The sequence below is a fragment of the Streptococcus mitis genome, from assembly GCF_003942775.1.
GTDB classification, from domain to species: domain Bacteria; phylum Bacillota; class Bacilli; order Lactobacillales; family Streptococcaceae; genus Streptococcus; species Streptococcus mitis_CN.
Genome location: NZ_RJNX01000007.1, coordinates 69,053 through 87,967, shown reverse-complemented (window position 1 = coordinate 87,967; position 18,915 = coordinate 69,053). Strand labels below are relative to the sequence as shown.

Genomic DNA, 18,915 nt, shown 5'->3' with positions numbered 1-18,915 from the left:
TCTGGAACACTTTCGATTCTTAAGTCCTTAAGAATGACGGTATCTTTCAGCCGACTTCACCGAGCTTCAAACCTTTACCTTTGCACAAGATAAACGCATGTCGGAGTATTAGAGAAATCGTTTCAGGTCGTTACCCCTTCATTCCAATTTTCAAGATAAGAGTTCTCCATTCTATTCAAATTTAACCTGATTATCAGGTTGATTTTTCAAGAACGTGTCTAACCTTTTCAGTTAGAAACGTCTCGCACCGACAAAAGCCACATGACCATAGTCTGCTGGTGTCCCATGTGTACCTCCTACAAAAGAAACAATAGCACCTGCTTTTGGTGTGGAACCCGTTTCTCCACCAAGACTTGAAGCTGTCGCAACCCAGTCCTGACCATTTCCCATGGTATTAATGATTGAAATCTTTTCTCCATTTCTACCTTTTAGCTTTAATCCTAACTGGTTCATACGAGCCGCAACACCCCATGTACATTGTCCATAGGCATAAGCCATACCATCTCCACCACCAGGAACAGAATGATCATACAAGTCCCCACGAACCCCTTCAAGGGATTGTGGATCACTTTTTGCCTGTCCTCCGTTTGTTTGGCTAAAGCCTTTTTCAATTTGGTAATACCATTCCGTTGCTCTGGTTTGTCTTTCCAGTAGTTTGTCACCAGAATTTCCTTCCCAATAGGTCAGAAAGAGTTGGGCGAGATTGGCTGCACTGCCCGTATTTTTAAAGAAATCCTTTAACCAACTTTGATAGTAAGGACTATCCCCATGAAGCATAAAATCAAGTTGGAGGTCTAAATTATACCACTTCTTATTTTTGCTATGTGCATAATTCAATAAAGCCGTATGACGTGTTGACCCATCTGCGGTATCCGTCCATTGACCTAAACCTAAACCTCTATGAAGAATATTAGGATAAGCACCACTATAAATGGCTGGCCCTCCAATCGCTAACCAGCTTTCATCATCCCATGAGGAATCGGTAGCTCCAACAGGAGGAGATAAGTAATCTCCTTCAGCTCGTTTAGGATTAATAGAAGATTCTACCGACCAATTTCCTAAAATTGCCGCAATGGCTTGGGGACTTGCCCCTTGAGATTTCAAAAACTCATAAATATGTTTTGCACGTTCAAACTCATCCCCACCAAACTGACCAATAGCAGGTAAGATAGTTGTCTGAAGTTGAATGACCTTTGGAAAATAAAATTGCGGATTGACATACACCAATTTTTCTTTCTTGTTCTTATACTTTTGATAGGAAACTTTCAAACCTGTATCGTCTGGTGTTTCACCAATAATATCACCCGTTAGGACTCTTGTCCCCTCAATCGCACGGCCATTATGAATAGAATACAAGGTCAATCGACTCTCATTCTCTCCTTTTCCGTTAGTGAGAATAACATTGTCGCCATCTAGAGATACAACTCCATCCATTGGTGCGACAATCGTTTGGTGAGCCTTTGCTTCTAGTAGAATGTACTCCTGAAGAGTAGGATTCCCATCTAAATCATAGTATCCATAACGATAAGTCATGGTTAGACTATCTTCGTTGCTTTCCCCCTCAAATGGATTGTCCAATTCCTGCATGGAAGCATAGACGCCCTCTTCTTTTAGTTCCTTCATTTCCTCTTGATCGTCTTTCGAGAGTTTATACTTAGGAGTTTCATAGAGGTCTTGCATGGATTTCAAATCTTCCCCATCGTTTAAATCATGCCACAAAGTAGACAGATAATCCTTGTAAGTTTCTGAACTAAATAAGTGAACTGGTTTGTGTAACTCATAGTCATGGAATTTAAAGTTCATATACCCCATCACATCATCAACTTTTGTGTAATAAGTAATTCCTTTGTCATTTGTACGAGTATGTTCTGCGTCTTCCCAAGTTAGGTGGGTATAAGCTTTTGTTAATTCAAATTCATCTTGTTGAATCAAACTAGCAGATGAAAATCCTAAAAAGAAGCTCATCATAAGTAAAAGAAGAAAGACTATTCCTCCAACTATCCAGGTTGCAGGATTTCCAGCCGCAAATGTAAAGAAGGAAAAGGCTGCTTTTAGTTTTTGATAGATATTTCGGACACTGGTTAGACCTTGTTTCTTTAATTTTCGAAACTGATTTTTAAAGGAACTTGGGTTATCTTTCGCTAGTTTCCATCCTTTTCCAGCCTTAAAATGATGGTATCGCTCTTTTGTGTTGGTCAGTCTTTTCTTGGTAAAACGACCTGTTGCTTGTCCTGTTTTGACACTAGCTTTCCCCAGATTATAAGAAAGCCGACTGTAGCGTTTCCCTTTTCTAATGGTCTCTTGAAGTGTGCGATAGCCTTCTAAATCTTCATTTTCTGAAGCTAACTCTCCACCTTCACGTCCAAGGACATAAAGAAAAGTTTTGGCTTTCCTACTGACTTTTTTGGATTTATAGGCTTGTTTAGTAGATTTTAAATTTTCTTTAGCAGCATTGACTTCTTTCTTAGCTTTTAATTCTTCTAAACTCTTCCCTTGAAAGAAAAAATTAGATTTTTGTTTCGATTCCTGACCGTAGAGAAATTTTTGATTGGTTTTTCTTTCTTTACGACTCTCTTTTCTTTCTTCTTTTGACTGTGCCTTTGCTTCTCTAAATTGCTTCTTAGCTATTTTCAATCGTTTCCTAGCATGAGGCAATCGTCTGTCTCTTAATTCTTTTCGATTCAAAAGAGATGGAGGAGTATTTTGAAGGATGTGATTGTAGTCTTCATTTGCTTGTTTTACTCTAGCCTTTGAAGCTTCTCTCATCTCCTCTAGCTTTTCTTTTATCTCTTTTTTCCATGCTTTTTCATCCAGTACAGCGGAATCTTTTTTCTGTTTCCTTACCTCCTTCTTTCCTTTTTTCAAGAATTTCTTCTCATCTTTTAGACTTCTTCTAAATGCCTTTCGGGCACGTATGATTTCTCTTTTATCCTTCATTTGCCTTCCCCTTAATTAGAAGCCATTTTATCAGGATCCGTACTCATGATATCAAACAATTGAGTACCTTGAGGAATCTTATTTTTAAAGGGAACGACAACTGAACCAGCTTTTATTAGTCCAGCCCCTTTTTCTGGATTGACTAGGTATTTTTCGAGTTCTTTTGACAAGCCTAAGAGTTGAACCAATTCTTCTCTATCATTTTTTGCTTGCTTGAGGAGAATCATAAATTCACTATTTGCAATAATCCGTCTACCATTTGGATCTAACAATAAGGTTTCGACGTTTTGAGTTATTCCAGTCGGACTGGCTCCATATTTTCTGACACGACTCCACAATTTAAAGAAGAAATCACTGGCATATTTATCTAATAAGAGAAGCTGCATCTCATCGAAATAAATCCAGGTCTTCTTCCCTAATTTTTGATTCCGAACGACACGATTCCATATCTGATCAAAAACAACCATAAGGGCAATTTGTTTCAGCTCATCTCCTAACTTTTTAACATTATAGATTAAGAAATTGGATCCTGTTTGAATATTGGTCTTATGAGAAAAAATATCAAGAGAACCTTCAACATACAGTTCCATATCAAGTGCCAAATTCTGCGCTTCTTCTTCTGGCTGTTGACTCAAGACGAATACCCATTCTTCCAAAGAAGGCTCTTTAAATGACTGATAGGTGAGTCTGGTGACTCGGTCGATAATCGATTTTTCTCTTCCATCCATTTTTCTATCCAATAACTTGCCGATAAAGGATAAAAGAAATTCTGATTTTACCTTTACAGGATCTTCATCCATATTTTCTTCAGACAAGTCAAGGACATTGAGATAGGTTTGGGAATCAGGCGCAATATCAATCATTTCTCCACCAAAAGCTCGTCCAATGACACTGTATTCTGCTTCTGGATCCACGATGATAATTTCAGTATTTTCACCAGATTCCTTGATTTTGGTCGTGATAATTTCATGCTTGGTTGCCATCCCTTTCCCAGCTCCAGATGTTCCTAAAATCAGACCAGACGGTGTATTTAATAGGCTACGATCAATGGTAATAATATTACTTGATATTTGATTGATACCATAATATTTCCCACTACGGTCTTGTAAATCTACTGAAGTCCAAGGTGAGTTCACTGCTACATTGGACGTTAATAAACTCCGTGATACTCCCTCTAAAAAATCACAACCAAATGGCAGCAAACTATTAAAGGCTGCTTCTTGCATATATGGAAGTTTATCAATCATTAGGTCATTTGAGCCGGCCACTTGTTGAATCGTATCTAGTGCTTGTTTAAGTTCTTCTTCATCCTGACCAAAAACACCAATCAAGAAGACTGTTTGAAATAGTTTATCTCCTGTCTCGGTCATGGTTTTTAAGAGTTCCTCAGCTTCATCGATATTGCTTTCTAAAACATGGCCTACTTTTTCCAAATAGATACCTGTACGAGCAAGTTTTTGTTGTTCCCCAATCTTTTGGGATTCCATTAAGGTCTTCTTTGTTCGTAGTTTCTTCATAGCATCCGCCTTAGTCGAACTTTGAGCATGAAGGCTCACTATCAATTCCAAATCTCCTTGCATGAGGTCTCGAATAAACTGATCCCCTAATTCCATGCCGTAGTCTCTCACATAGACAATCTGTAATAAGCGGTCATTGATTTGTAGGTAATTCTTGTTTTTAAAATCCAAGAGATTAGGCGCTATGAAGTGACGAGTTGTCTGACCAGATCTGGTTAAATCACGGTAAGAAAAAGGAAGATGGTGTTCTCCTCTAAGCATATCTGCCAACAAGTTGACACGCTCTTCTCCAGCCAAGGATTCAAATCGAGCATCAATTTCTGAGAAACCACTCTTGAAATATTCTCCAATTTGAGACAAGGAACGATAAGCTTGTTTGGGATTAGAATCCTTTCTACCAAAGCTAATCAGTTTCACAGCTGAAAAATTATTTTCACCACTGTCTAAATTCTGATTCATCATCCGATTCAATTCTTTACGATAGGTATCATATCCATCTTCTTTTTCCTCATACAAAACACTTTGTCTGAATTTTTCTAAATTCAATCTTTTATTAAAGATAGTCAATTGGAAGTTGGTTTGGTCATCTAGAGAGTTAATCAAATCAGAATACTTCTCAATGATTGCGCCCTTATCTTCTAAACCAACGGTCTGGTAATTGACATCACCAAGTAAATAGCTTTGTGAGAAATAATCTTCTTTTACCTGCATCAGACCATTTTGATACAGGGCTTGATAGGAAAGAGTATTAGCCGTTGATGGTAACACTTCCTCTTTTTTTCCTTTAACTACTTCTTTCTGATTAGTCATTGAAGTTTTTTGTTTCTTTAATGTATTTGATTTTCTTTTCATGTTCAGGTCCTTTCTTTCCTGTAATTGTGCGTAGGGGAACCGTTAATTCAAAATGAAGACGGTATTTCAAATAATGTTCAAAATATAAATCATTGGGTTTATAGACTCCAAAAAGCATAAGGGGGATGGTAAAGGCAAACACAAAACCGTAAACAAACCAATCTCCAAATTGCCAGAAAAAGAGATTCAAGCCCAAAACAATAATTGTGACAATAAAGGCTGGTAAAACAAAGATGATTTGCCTTGTAGTGAAGCCTAACCAAGCCCTGTGTTGGTATTTTGAAATGTCTTTAAAGACACGTGTATTCATGACTTTCCTTTCTAAAAAGGCTAAGAAGCAATCACTTCCTAGCCTTTATCTAATTACATACCTAAAATTGAGCGAGCCGTACGTTGAGAACCAACGAGGGCAATAATCAGTAAGATAGCTTGTACCAAACTACCAAACATAATCGCAAGTGATTGCAAGACTCCTGCACCATTTGAAACAGCTATTTTCCCAGCAGATTCAAATAAAGGAACAAGAGAAACAATCAGAAAAATAAGAACCCCTTGTACCGCATAGACCATAATATTTTTTAAATAGCCAATACCAATAGACTTCCATTCATCACTTAAAAATGTTGGAATCGTAAGAGGGGCAAATGGGATCATAAGGTAGAGTTGAATAAATCGAATAGATACCAAAAGATTAACCATGGCTGCACTTACTATCCGAACAAGCCAAATGAGGAGGGCGAAAAATCCCACAATCATCCGGCCAATAAATCCTGACCCTTTTAATCCAGAGATGGTATCATACTTTGCCCCACCGTGAGCCACAATCGAGGCCACTTGTTCAATGGCATGACTCGCAATCCCGATGATGGCTTCTACAATGACGGTCGTGTTGGTAATTACAACTGCGACCATAATATAACTAATCAACATCGGGGCTAATGCTTCAAAGGTCATCGCTCCACCAGAGTTAGCAATTTTCTTAGCCATCTTCGAAAATTCTAGGATGAGAACAACTGATAAAATCGCAACTCCAAGAGGTTGCATAACACTTTTAGTAATACTAGACATATAAGTCCAAACAGTTGGATTGTAGCTAGATAGAGATTTAATCAGATCTACCGTAGATTGTAAATCTACATTAAATCCTTCAAATAAATTTTCAGCTGATATTTTTTCAGATGCAAGGTAAACAAAGGGTGAGACTAAACTAAGATTCATGTCATTGTCTATCCTCCTAAATTGAAATCTGGGTTACAAAGGCTCCAGCAGCCCCGACCATAACTCCACCGACAATTTCAAGAATGGCATTCCGAACACCTGGTCCACCATCTTTAATGTTGGTTGCAAGATTGACAATCCCCACAACAACGAGAAAGGCACCAACCGCAATCAATCCCTTCTGTAACAAAGACATAGCTTGTGCAAACATAGCACTTGCGTCTACTCCATAAACAAAACCTTTAAAATGCGTAATCATCTATTTCCTCTTTTCTATTTTTATTTTAAACTAGATTCAAAAGTTAAATCACGAATTCTAAGGCCTTCAAGATGATTTTCTTGTCTTTGATTCAAAGGATTGATTTGATAGTTCCACCACCGTTCATCGCTTTCTTGATTGGCTAGGTATTTCCAGTTTGGATGCTTAGTGGAATTGTATTTTTTGCTTTTAAAGACAGGCATATTGGCAATTCGAACCAAGCATTCATGCCGTTTCATATTTCCGACTTCATCAGGTGTCATTAAATCACGAGCAATCTTTTGATGAGAAAGGGATCCTGAACCTGTCTGGCCAAAGGAACGACTAGTATTTCGAACATCAATGGTTTGTTTACCGAGTAAGCCACTCATAAATTTAAAGGTATCTTCATCATTACCACCTAAGTAGACTAAGCTATCACAGTTCCCCAAAATGGTTTTCCAAGCTTCTTTTTCTTTATAGAGCCCTTGAAGTTGGGCAATATTTTGAAGAATAGGAACGAGACTCATATTTCGAGAACGGACTGTTGAGGTTTGTTCAGCAAAATCTGGGATTTCTCCGATATTTGCGAACTCATCTAAGTAAACTCTCACATGAAGAGGTAATTGACCCTTAAAATCAATATCTGCTTGTCTTGTTAGGGTTTGAAATACGGTTGAAAAAAAGAGGGCTGAAAGAAAGCGAAAGGTACTATCGTTATCTGGGATAACTAAGTAAACCATTGATTTTTCCTGGCCCCATGTCTTCATATCAAGGGTATCTCTTTTGGTCAAATCCATGACACTTTGAATATTGAAGAGGGCAAATTTAGCAGTGGTTACAGCTATGACAGAATCCAGAGTCTTATCCTTATAATTTTGAAAATCTGCCCAATTTCGCATGGTAAAATTTTCAGTTCCATACTTGTTAGCATAATTTTCAAATAGAATTTCTAAGACACTTTTTTCTTGGTTTTCACCCTTGGATAAGTGTTTAATGAGTTTTGAGATTTCAGCAAAACTTGGATAACGCCCTCGTTTTTTTCGCTCTTCCACTTCTTTTTTTTGACGTTTCAACAAGTTTTGGTATTCTGTTTGACTTAAACGACTTTCTTCTATGAGCTGTTCTCTTGTTTTAGGAGGATTATAGAAATCGACCAAGTAGGAGGCTAAAGCTCGTACCAGAGTCATAGAAGCTTCATCCCAAAATGGATCACTACGGGAGCCAGAGCCTTTGGTGTTATTAAAATAAACCGTCAGCATGCGATTCAAATCATTTTCTGTCTCTATATAGCGAAAAGGATTGAAGCCATCTGAGTTCTTCATATTGACTAAATCTAACACCTTTACTTGGTAGCCATGTTCTAAAAAGAGTTTTCCAGTTTTCTCAGCTAAGTGATCTTTAGGATCCACGACAATATTTGAACTATTCATCTGAATCAGATTGGGTTTCACAAAGCGAAAGGTCTTCCCACTTCCTGAACCTCCGATCACCGCAATATTCTTATTTCTATCATATTGGGGTGGTTTTTTATCTAATAATGTCAAACGAACATCCTGTGCTAATATCGTATCATGAGAAAATTCTTTACCGTAAAAGAGCTTCTTTTCTTTTAGAGTTCCAAAACGGGCGCTCCCGTATTCTACCCCTTCTCGGTATTGTTTTTTACCAGTCTCTAAATAGAGATAAACCAGCAACATCATCACAAAGCCTAGTAGAAAAAAAGCACTGGATTTTCCAGTAAAGGAAACATTCCATGGCGACTGAAGAACTTCATCTTGACCTTCCATCAGAAGATGAGTCCATTTATCTAATGTATTTCCAGTATAGGAATCATACAAAAGCGTCAAACGATGAAAAAGATAGCCTAGTAAGATACCTAACAGTGAGAATAGTAGGAATTTCTTTCCACTGTACATCATCTCACCATCTCTTTCTGTTTGACGGCTCCTTCTTGTCTAAAGGTAATTTGGGATTTAGCTTCATCAATTGCATCATCTAATGACTTATCCATGGTAAAATCAGCTAATTTCTCCGGATCATTAACCATTTTTTCTAAAAGATGGTCTAAATGATTGTCCAGAATCGAACGGTCTTTCGTGTAGAAATGCAGAGAATCCCCTTGCCAAGCTATGGCTAAAGGAATCTCTTCTTTTTCTAAAAAAGCTTTAAATTTCTCTATATCAATTGGTTTGTCTAAAAAATCTTTTTTCAGATTAATCGTATCAATCGAATAAGGAGATTGTAGCAATTCTTCTAATTTCTGCACACCTACCTTATAGGCGGAATCCTGTGCTAAAGCCTGACGTCTAGACCATTCTAGAATCTTTAAAAGACTTTTTACAGTAAATAAAAGACTACGCTCAGCATATTGAACCGCCATTCGTTCCTGTTGTTCAGAGGACATCTGATGCCTCCTTCTTAACAAATAGCAGCTTTCCTTCTTTATAACGATAAGCTATCAATTTCTGACGTTGCTTAATCGACTTGACAACCTGCAGTAGATCTCTCGAATAAGGTTCTCGAAGAGTAACTTCTACTGCTTTCCCATCAACGATACCAACACGTTTAAATTCAATGTAGTCTTTTTTGAGATGTCCTAAGCCCATACCAAAAGGAAAGTGATGAATCAATTGGATGGTACAACCACCTTTATTTCCCATTTGTTTCAAATCATACAAGTTTACTACCTTCATGATTAACTCCTTTATCTAGTTTGTCGCATCGTTTAAGTCTGGTAACGATAAACTCCGTGTCTGTTAGAAAATTCTCACACACGTCTTGTGCCAGTTGCCCTTCACAGGGAAATACTCTCAGTCCCTACTTACACAGGCACGCTAATCAAGACGGAGTGGATTCAATTTTCAAAGAACAGGTAGCTTTATTATAGATAAGAGTAGTTGAAATTTTTATCACATTTCTTATTTTTCTGTCGAGCTAAATTCATATTAATCAAAGAGTTTGAAATAAATTTGAGTATTATTAACTAACGTTCTTCGTCTAAAAATACAGTAGGGCATATTTCATTCTTTTATTTAAAATTGTCTAAATTCGACAGAAGGAAGTAGCAAGCATTGTCGCTAAAAAAATGCATCAGGTTATCCTGTGCATTTTTTTGATATCAAAATAATCAATCTCCTTTATGAGCTAATTCTTCTCTACAATCTCTTTGGAGCAGAACAACTGTAAGTATAAAAACCACACATAAAATCAAGATACTTCTCTCAGCCCCAAAAACACCACCAGTATATAAATCTTGACCCGTTAAATTTGTACTGAATAAACTAAATGAAACTTTTATCCCACTCACTAATACTATTATATCAACCCACTACAGTTGACAAAGAGACAAAAAGACAAACCAGCCTAATGACTAGCTTGTCTTCAATCAAGAGAGGATTCTGTTCCCCCCATATAAGCACTAACATTCCAACGTGCACATATTGGAACGACATCCATAACTCCAGAGAATCTCTAAAGTTTACAATTTAAATGAATTAACAATTTTCCCAACTAAAAGCACTCCAGTTACCGCAACGGTTTGTACTGAATGTACTAAATCGCATTCCATCAACTTCATCTGTTTCGTCAACTTGAACAGATACTAATTGAAGATTTAATACTTCTTCTGCCATAGCTAGCTCCTCCTATTTAAATTTTTGGGATTAAGTACTTTATCCACCCTCATTATACTCTCTCCACCAGTAAAATGCAAGCAATTATACAAAATAGATTTAACTATTTTATATAGCGAAAACTTACAAATTTTTAAGAAATAATTTTTGCATTCTTAAAGATAAAATAGGAACTTTTAGTAATAAATATTAAAATAAATAAAATAATAGATACTATAAAATTTGGAAGTATTAACCCCAAAAGATTCATATCATCTATTAAAATATTCCCTAAAGAGTAGTATATTAAAGCCATAATTTTAATGTTAAGTAAAAATGCAATTAATGAAGTAACAAATGTCAAAAATATAGCCTCACCAACTTTAATCTTAACCATCTGGTAATTAGAAGTTCCTAAAATTTCAAATTGCTGAATCTCAATCCTTTCTTGATGAGATGACAAAAATGCAATTGAAATAATATTTGCAAGTACTATCAAAATTGGTGCTCCTACATATACAATAAATGCCACTTTTAGCTCTAAATCACTGTCATCTTGAAATTGAGATAGTATATTCTGAGAAATCATTTGAAAACTAGAAATTAGTAATATAGCTCCTGTAATTGCAGCACTGATAGATTTTATATAAGGCTTACGATATAGTAAATTCCACTTCGAAACAATGAACATAAAATTATTTCTAAATATAATTATAGAAAGTAGTTTGATAAAACATGACTGTATAAAAGGAGATAATTGATAAATAATCACAATATCTAAGATTACAATATTGAATATTATCTGGGCCTTCGCTAAAATTGTGCTATCTTGGAAAATTTGTTGCAAAGAAAGCAACCAGATAACACTAAAACCAGCCAATAGCAGTATTCTTTTTACTATTGAAAGAACATGCCTTATTTTAGAACTCTTCCTATTTCTAATCTTCTTGAACGTATAAAAGCAACCACTTAGAAAGGCTAAAAATGAAATCAACACTACTGTAATGATACATCCAACAGCACTCATTTGAAATTGGATATCAGGTAATATATTTTCCCCGAAAAAGTATTGTAAAAAATAATAATAATTTGACGTAACAAATATAGAGCATAGATATGCAATAAAACTAATAATCGAGGAAATGATAAAAATCTGTCCCCCCACAAGAAATGATAGTTGAAGGCGACTTGCTCCCAACACCTCCAGAAGTTCGTAATCATCTCTAAAAATTTCAACCAACATATTTATTATGTTAGAGAGCACAAAGAATAATGTTACTCCTCCGAATACTATTGGAAACATAAAAATTGGTTTAGGATCTGGAAGTCCGACAAATACTTGCGAATTATTCTCAACATTAATTACCCCATTAACAGCCAATCCCATAACTAAACTCGAAACAAAAATTACTGGTGAAACGCCTAACCATTGTTTCTTATTATGTAAAAATTGATAGTAAACTAATCTGAGCATCTCTATCCCTCCGTAGTTGATTGTACCTCTAAGATTTTATACAACTCTTCCCCGCTAGGTCTATGAAGTTCTTTGAAAATTTTTCCATCTTTCAATATTAATGCACGATCAGTTTTCGAGGCCAATTCTATATCGTGCGTTACCATAATTACACACTTACCCGCCCCTACTAACTCTCTCAATAATTCAAAAATTACTTCACGAGAAACGCTGTCTAAAGCCCCAGTTGGCTCATCAGCAAATATTATATCACTATCAGCAATAACCGCTCTAGCTATAGCAACCTTCTGTTGTTCTCCACCAGACAGAGTTCCAACAAAATCGTTTAAGCCAGCATTAAACTTCATTCTTTTGAGTAAGTTTTCTACACTTTTAATAGTTAATTTTTTTTGTGATAATCGCAAAGGAAGTGCTATATTTTCTATTACCGGCAGGGAAGGTATTAAATTGTATGCTTGAAATATAAAAGATACTTCGTTACGTCTTATACTTGACAATTTTGCATTTCTGATTTTATAGGGGTTGATTCCATTTAAAATTACTTCCCCACTTGTTGGTTCAAGCAAACTAGAAATACATTTTAATAAAGTTGACTTTCCAGAACCACTAATTCCTAGAATGCTTATAAATTCTCCTCTCGAAGCAGAAAGAGAAACATTTTTCAGCACTTGTAACGTTTTATTATTTCCTAGTGAAAATTGATGATACAGCCCTTTCACTTTTAATATATAATCTTTATCCATATTCTTGCCTCCAATCACTTAATTTTGAAAAGTGTTCCATTTTCCAATTTATATATCTCAGTGTATCTCTTGTCATTTAAGTCATAATGATGTGAAACTTCAATAAATGAAATACCTAAATTGAACAGAATATCATGTATGGAATTTGAATTATCATTATCTAAATTAGCTGATATTTCGTCAAATAAGTACACTTTATTATTTCTAATCAGAGCTCTAGCTAAAGCTATTTTTTGTTTTTGACCTCCAGACAAATTACTACCATTTTCACCACATTGATAATTTAGTATATCTATCTTTTCTAATTCTTCATATAGATTTACCTTTTTTAACACCTCAATTATCTGATCATCTGAAAAATATTCATTTTGAAATAAAGTTACGTTCTCACGAATAGTAGTGTCAAAAATATATGGTGTCTGATCAACTGTTGGTATTGAATCTGAACTCTTTTTCCCATGTGATAACAAATTTACATAACCTTTTTGTGGCTTTAAAGAACCATTAATTAAATTTAAAATCGTTGTTTTCCCACTACCAGAAGTTCCTGTTAATAACACCCTAAATGGTGCCTTAAATGAGAAATCAATACTTAATTTATTTTCTGGTGTAATAGAATATACAACATCTTTCATGTGTATCTCATCTATTGATGAAGTATACAGTCCGTTATTATCATATTCAGCGTCTATAAAATTCTTCTCTCCACTTAAGTATTTTAAAAACGGTTTCCTTAAATCTTTGGTTGTATTTATCTTATTTAATGAATAGGCAATTGATTGTATCGGCCCTAAAACTTTATCGTTTGCTAAGAAAATACCTATCAGTTCACTAAAAGAAAGGCTTTTATGATAAATTACAAAATAACATCCTACAACCAAGGGAACTAGAAAGCAAAAACCTGCAATTAGTACTGCAACCAATTTTGAAAGAACCTCTGATCGTTTCAAATTAAAAGTAGAATCTTCTAGTTTATCCAACTTTTTATCCGACAAACTAATTATTTCTTTAGTAACAGAATAAGATTTTAATGTCTTAAAACCATTAAAAATTTCTTTTATTATGTGAGTATACTCTGCATTGCTGTTAGAGTACTCATTAGCTGAATTAGACAACATCTTCTTCATAAAGACAGGTACTATAATCGGCAATGCTGATAATACAATAAATATTATTGAAACTAGGAAGTTTAAATAAAGCATAAAACTTAGAGAGACGATGAACAACAATATTGAAGAAATTATTTCAAAAATTTGTCTAAAATAGTTTTCTTCGATTAATCTCAAATCATTTGACAAAACTGAAATAATAGATGAGTAATCTTTAACCATTTCAGAAGAAAGATACTGTTCTCTAAAATATCCTTGTTTAATTTTTACATTTATATCTTTTGTTATTGATGCTTCCGTTACTTCTAAATAGTAATTTGATATATAGATTGCTGACCAACCCAGAATACTTATAGCACCAAATCTTAGAACGTCAGAAAATGAGGAAGTCTGATTTAAACTACCTGCATATACAATAATTCCTGAGAGCAAGACACCATTAAACGAAGATAGAAATATTAAAATCCCCATTAATATAAGTTTAGTCTTTTTTATAAATTTTAAATAATTCATAAGTTATTCCTTCCCACTTCTTCAAAGAAATAATTTAAAGTATCAATCATTAAGGGAACATCTGATGGAGTAAAACCTCCATGACCAGCTGCTTTGTTTAAATACAACAAACTTTTAACTCCAATAGAATTTAATTTCTTTGACCACTCTATCACTTCGTTATTATTAATATATGGGTCTTTCTCACCCAAAATATTAACTATAACAGTATTTGAGTCTCGTGCCTTTTCAATATTTTGCATAGGCGAATATGATTTTATATAAGCCTTTACTTCAGGGTCTCTAATATCTCCCCACTCTGCTATTTCGGTCTTAGAAAGAGGATCATTTGGATTCTGAAGTGTATCATAAGGATTTATAAATGGCGAAAATAAGAGAATGCTTTGCAATAAATTTTTTTCCTCGTTCAACACCGCACCAGCAATTATTCCACCTGCACTAGAAGTTATTAAACCTAATCGCTTACTGTCAATCACATCATTTTCCCTTAAATAATTTACTCCCTCAATAAAATCTCTGATAGAATTCCATTTGTTTAACGCCTTTCCTGAGCGATACCATTCACCTCCCAAATAGCCTCCACCTCTTACATGAACTATAGCATAAATAAAACCTGCATCTATTATAGATAACATAATTTCATCTAAATCAGAATTATCATTCTTACCATAAGCCCCATAGACACTTAGAATACATTTTTTTCTTCTTGGGAGTTCATCCGTATCTTCACTTTTCCAAAATAAAGAAATCGGTATGCTTACATCATAACTGTCTTTTTTAGTCCAAATCACCTTAGAAAAATATTTAGTGTTATTCGATTTTATGATGGGTCTTTCAAATTCAGTTTTTAATGTATTTTCTATTAAATCAAAACTAAGTATTTTTTCGTAAAAAGTTCTCCTCTCTAAAAACAGAAGAACACGATCAGAAAATGAATTTTCATAAAGTGTTGTCTTTTCATCAAATGTTATCTTATTAACACTCAATTCCCTCAAACTATTATTTTTAAATGTAGCAAGATAAAAGACGGAATTCGCTGCGTTTGAACAGTCTAAAAGGATATAACGTCCTATACAGCGAACTCTTCTAGCCCTATCTTGATATGGTATAGTAATAGAAACTCTGTCTCCCGAAGAAGTTTCCCTTAGAATTAGTTGATCTTTCTTTTCTTCAGTTGAAGAGAGCCCAAGAAAGTACTGTGCTTTTTCTGTACTAAATAGAGCGATATCTCTAGGTGTTGGGGCTACCGTTTCTGTGTAAGAGTGTCTAACAAAACCCGTCCGGTCGAAACTGTATAGAAAAATCCTGCCTTTCTGAAAGTCTACTGACTTTACAAAACAATTGTTGCTATCAATGTGGACTATTTTTAATCGAAAAGAGCATTCGTTTTCTTCAAACAGTTCCTCTTCTGTAAAGCTATCAAAAGATTTATAGAATAACTTACTTGGCCTCCCGTACTCTTTGGAGCGAGTATACATAACACCGAATTTACCCAAATAGAACGAACTTTCTACTGAAATATCTTCAATGATAAATAACTCCTCCATAGTATATTTTTTTATTCCAATTAAATTAGTGCTATGCAGTGAGGATACAACCAAAACTATATAACTCTCATCAGATGAAATCCTAACATCCTGTAAGATACTATCATCTGGCAAAGTATATTTTTCCACATCAAAGACAATTTTAAGTGAATTTGAATTGTCTAAACTGGAAGAACTAACCTTAGGAATCCAGTCATTATCTTCGACATACCATTCCTTTATTACACCAGTATTGGGTATACTCCAATTATCAAATTGGTACCAATATCGCCCTCTCCTAAATATCAAAGAATTCCATTTTTTTAATTCCTGAAATGATGAAGAGATAGACCTCTTATAGTGTGTTTTTTCCTGTATTGTATTTAAAAATATTTCATTACTCTGATTCACAAGTATAACCCCTTAATAATGGTATCTCGATATTATATTTGAGGAAGAATCGTCAATTTATTATCCATTATTGATACCAATCCAATTGCAACACCCGCAAATCCCGAAGCAATATCTGTTGTTATCTTTAAACCATTATCTCCCGCAATAACAAATCCTTCTTCAATTACACACAAATATCTATAAAGTTGTTCAATTAATTTCTTTTGTCCTAAAAAGTTATCATCGATATCACTATATATATTATTAGCAACTTCAAGACCACAAAATCCGTTAAATAAACCTGGTAATACACAAAAAACTACATCGGTTGCCCTCTCTAACGAAGTTAAATATTTTAAGTATTTGCTTGACAAGATTTCTTTATTTCTATTAATAAGTAAAAGCAGGCCAGCACTTCCAGTTGCTAGATATGGTAGTAATCTATGACCTTGGCTGTACTGCAATGAATTATTACTATCTACTTTATAAGCAACTAATTCTTTATCTACAGCCAATTCTAGACCATTTTTATAGATACTTTCACCAGTTAATTTATAAGCTTCACCGAAGAGCCAAGCTACCCCTGCATGACCATATAGTAATCCACCAAAATTCTCATAAGGATCATTACTCTGAACATCACTAGCGCCAACTTTACAAAAAGTTTCTGGATTTTCTATATAATTTAAAGTATATTCTCTAAGCCTAATTAGTATTTCTTCTCCTAGTTTATTATCAATTTCCCCTTTACTAAGAAAATACAGTCCAACCAGTAAAATTCCAGCCTGCCCACTATATAAATTTTTATTTTGTGAATTCTCAAATATCTCTATAAAATGAGTTGTAAAAAGTTCAACTGCCCGATCTATCTCCCCAAGTTCATAAATGAGCCAGATTGTACCAATTTTACCATCAAAAAGACCAGAAAAGGACGATTTCTTAAAATTATTTACTGCCTCATTAATAACCTGTGTTCGAATCTCATAATAGTCATCAAACTTGAAATTTTTTACTTTCTTAGCTAGTTGTTGATAACTCCAAAGGATAGCTAAATCTGAAAACGCAATTCCTTGATTAAAATTCAGACCATAATAATGAACGGGGAAGAATCTTGATTGAAATTCTTTACGCCACTGTCCATAAGTTAGCGTAAACCCTCTTAATAATTTTATAATAAAATCTTGTATATCTTGCTCACTCTCGATAGTTCTAATCTCATGCATGGGTTTTAAAACTTTTTTCCTGGAAATATTCTCGATCTGTGGACATTTAGAATCTAGATATGACAATAAACTTTCTACATAATCTATATGTTCTCTTGTATAATCCAAAGACTCAAATAGTTTTTTTCCTTCTATCCTGGTTTGACTTACATAGTTGTATGTCAAATCCGATGTAGTTACTAGTGGCATGTATAAATAATGAGCTATTTGTCTAATACCATACCAATCTATCTCACTGGGAAGTGTTTCTCGCCATGCTCTAAAACCAGGGGCTGCAACTTTATGTACAACTTTTTTATCATTCGAAAAGACAGCCTGTTCCCAGTCTATTATACTAATTTCATCTTCATCCTTAACCAAGATATTTCCTAAATGTAAATCTTGATGATATACATTTTCAGAATGAAACTTATTCGTTAAATCGATGAGTTTTTCTACTATCTTTGAAACTCTCAATAGATAATCTTTGGTCTTATCAACAACTTCATATAAAGGAAAATTATTGGTAACCCATCTATTTAGTGGAACGCCCTTCATATGTTCAATTCCTAAGAAGGTGTGCTCCCAGATCTTACCGTACCAGTATATTTTAGGTGTCTCACTCCATTCATTTAGAATTTTTAGTGCTTTGCACTCCGAAGCTAATCTCTCTGAAGAATAAGTACCATCAAATCCTAGACCTGTATACGGTCTAGCCTCTTTTAAAATTATTTTTTTCCCATCTTCTTTTAGCTTAGCATTATATATCCCACCACTGTTTGAAAATCTAATTGCATTATCTATAATAAAGGGAAAGTCTCCCTGTTTTTTATCTTTCTTGTCAAGCCATTTATTCAAAAAGTCAGGGGGCACTATACCTTTTGGAATTTTAAATACTGGTAAACGTTCATCTTTAACAACTTCATCGCCAACAATTAATTCATCAATAGCAACCTTCTTTTCATCATCCCTTGACGGCCTAAACACACCATACCTCAGATATATTGGCGCTTCATCCCAACGTTTATCGCTTAAAATATATGGCCCATTATATTGCTTTAAGGCACTTTCTAACCTTTGCAAAACCGACTCTAATTCATTTTGATTTGGATAACATGTAATAAATTTACCAGAAAATCCTCGACTAACCAATTTCCCGTTTCGCATGATAAATTTGTCTTCTGTACTAAGATGTTTAAATGGAATTCGCATTTCATGGCAAATTTTTGCTACATCTTGTAACAATTCGTGTGAACTATTATACTCTGAACTAATGTGTATTTTCCACCCTTGTCTTTCAACAAATTTTCCAATAGGGTATTGATAAACCCACTCATCATTATTCATTACTTCGTGCCAATTAAAAGGCAGACTTACTTGGTACTTTATGCTAGTATCTGTACTATAATCATTATTAGTGAAAAAGAAAGGATGTTCCAAATTGAAATTATAATCCATAACAAAATCTCCAAGAAATTCTATCAAACTTATACTCAATGAAAATCAAAGAGCAAACTAGGAAACTAGCCGCAGGCTGTACTTGAGTACGGCAAGGCGACGTTGACGTGGTTTGAATTGA

General features: G+C 34.6%; 14 protein-coding genes. All 14 read right to left on the bottom strand.

What is annotated here, in order from left to right; all coding sequences use genetic code 11:
• Positions 1–231: 231 nt before the first annotated feature.
• The gene (locus D8848_RS09285; protein ID WP_125444108.1) at positions 232–2,937 is read right to left on the bottom strand and encodes a phage tail tip lysozyme; all 2,706 of its coding nucleotides are present in this window, start codon (positions 2,935–2,937) and stop codon (positions 232–234) included.
• 11 nt (positions 2,938–2,948) lie between these two features.
• A complete protein-coding gene (locus D8848_RS09280; RefSeq protein WP_185756881.1) occupies positions 2,949–5,306 on the bottom strand; it encodes a VirB4-like conjugal transfer ATPase, CD1110 family in 2,358 nt (785 codons plus the stop codon).
• Positions 5,257–5,616: a PrgI family protein gene (locus D8848_RS09275; protein WP_001097589.1), complete on the bottom strand. Its 360-nt coding sequence runs from the start codon at positions 5,614–5,616 to the stop codon at positions 5,257–5,259. Before D8848_RS09275 ends, D8848_RS09280 begins: the two co-directional genes overlap by 50 nt.
• Before the next feature lie 53 nt (positions 5,617–5,669).
• The gene (locus D8848_RS09270; protein WP_001054257.1) at positions 5,670–6,524 is read right to left on the bottom strand and encodes a VirB6/TrbL-like conjugal transfer protein, CD1112 family; all 855 of its coding nucleotides are present in this window, start codon (positions 6,522–6,524) and stop codon (positions 5,670–5,672) included.
• A 16-nt stretch (positions 6,525–6,540) separates the two neighbouring features.
• On the bottom strand, positions 6,541–6,783 hold the full coding sequence (locus D8848_RS09265) for a hypothetical protein (RefSeq protein ID WP_000627865.1): 243 nt from the start codon (positions 6,781–6,783) through the stop codon (positions 6,541–6,543).
• Between the two features lie 20 nt (positions 6,784–6,803).
• Positions 6,804–8,681 carry a VirD4-like conjugal transfer protein, CD1115 family gene (locus D8848_RS09260; protein ID WP_125444074.1) on the bottom strand — a complete coding sequence of 626 codons (1,878 nt, stop codon included), beginning with the start codon at positions 8,679–8,681 and terminating at the stop codon, positions 6,804–6,806.
• On the bottom strand, positions 8,681–9,169 hold the full coding sequence (locus D8848_RS09255) for a hypothetical protein (protein ID WP_000093683.1): 489 nt from the start codon (positions 9,167–9,169) through the stop codon (positions 8,681–8,683). The genes D8848_RS09260 and D8848_RS09255 overlap by 1 nt, the downstream gene beginning before the upstream one ends.
• Entirely contained in the window at positions 9,159–9,458 is a 300-nt protein-coding gene (locus tag D8848_RS09250; protein WP_000869763.1) for a hypothetical protein, read from the bottom strand. Before D8848_RS09250 ends, D8848_RS09255 begins: the two co-directional genes overlap by 11 nt.
• A gap of 801 nt (positions 9,459–10,259) precedes the next feature.
• A complete protein-coding gene (locus tag D8848_RS09240) occupies positions 10,260–10,397 on the bottom strand; it encodes a hypothetical protein (RefSeq protein WP_000807141.1) in 138 nt (45 codons plus the stop codon).
• A gap of 133 nt (positions 10,398–10,530) precedes the next feature.
• Entirely contained in the window at positions 10,531–11,850 is a 1,320-nt protein-coding gene (locus D8848_RS09235; protein WP_004263470.1) for an FtsX-like permease family protein, read from the bottom strand.
• 2 nt (positions 11,851–11,852) lie between these two features.
• Entirely contained in the window at positions 11,853–12,593 is a 741-nt protein-coding gene (locus D8848_RS09230; RefSeq protein WP_185756880.1) for an ABC transporter ATP-binding protein, read from the bottom strand.
• 14 nt (positions 12,594–12,607) lie between these two features.
• Positions 12,608–14,215, bottom strand: coding sequence for an ABC transporter ATP-binding protein (locus tag D8848_RS09225; RefSeq protein WP_125450666.1), 1,608 nt, complete (start codon positions 14,213–14,215; stop codon positions 12,608–12,610).
• Positions 14,212–16,152, bottom strand: a complete 1,941-nt coding sequence (locus D8848_RS09220; RefSeq protein WP_125444067.1) for a prolyl oligopeptidase family serine peptidase — start codon at positions 16,150–16,152, stop codon at positions 14,212–14,214. Before D8848_RS09220 ends, D8848_RS09225 begins: the two co-directional genes overlap by 4 nt.
• 32 nt (positions 16,153–16,184) lie before the next feature.
• Positions 16,185–18,794 carry a protein kinase/lanthionine synthetase C family protein gene (locus tag D8848_RS09215; protein WP_260467306.1) on the bottom strand — a complete coding sequence of 870 codons (2,610 nt, stop codon included), beginning with the start codon at positions 18,792–18,794 and terminating at the stop codon, positions 16,185–16,187.
• Positions 18,795–18,915 lie beyond the last annotated feature (121 nt).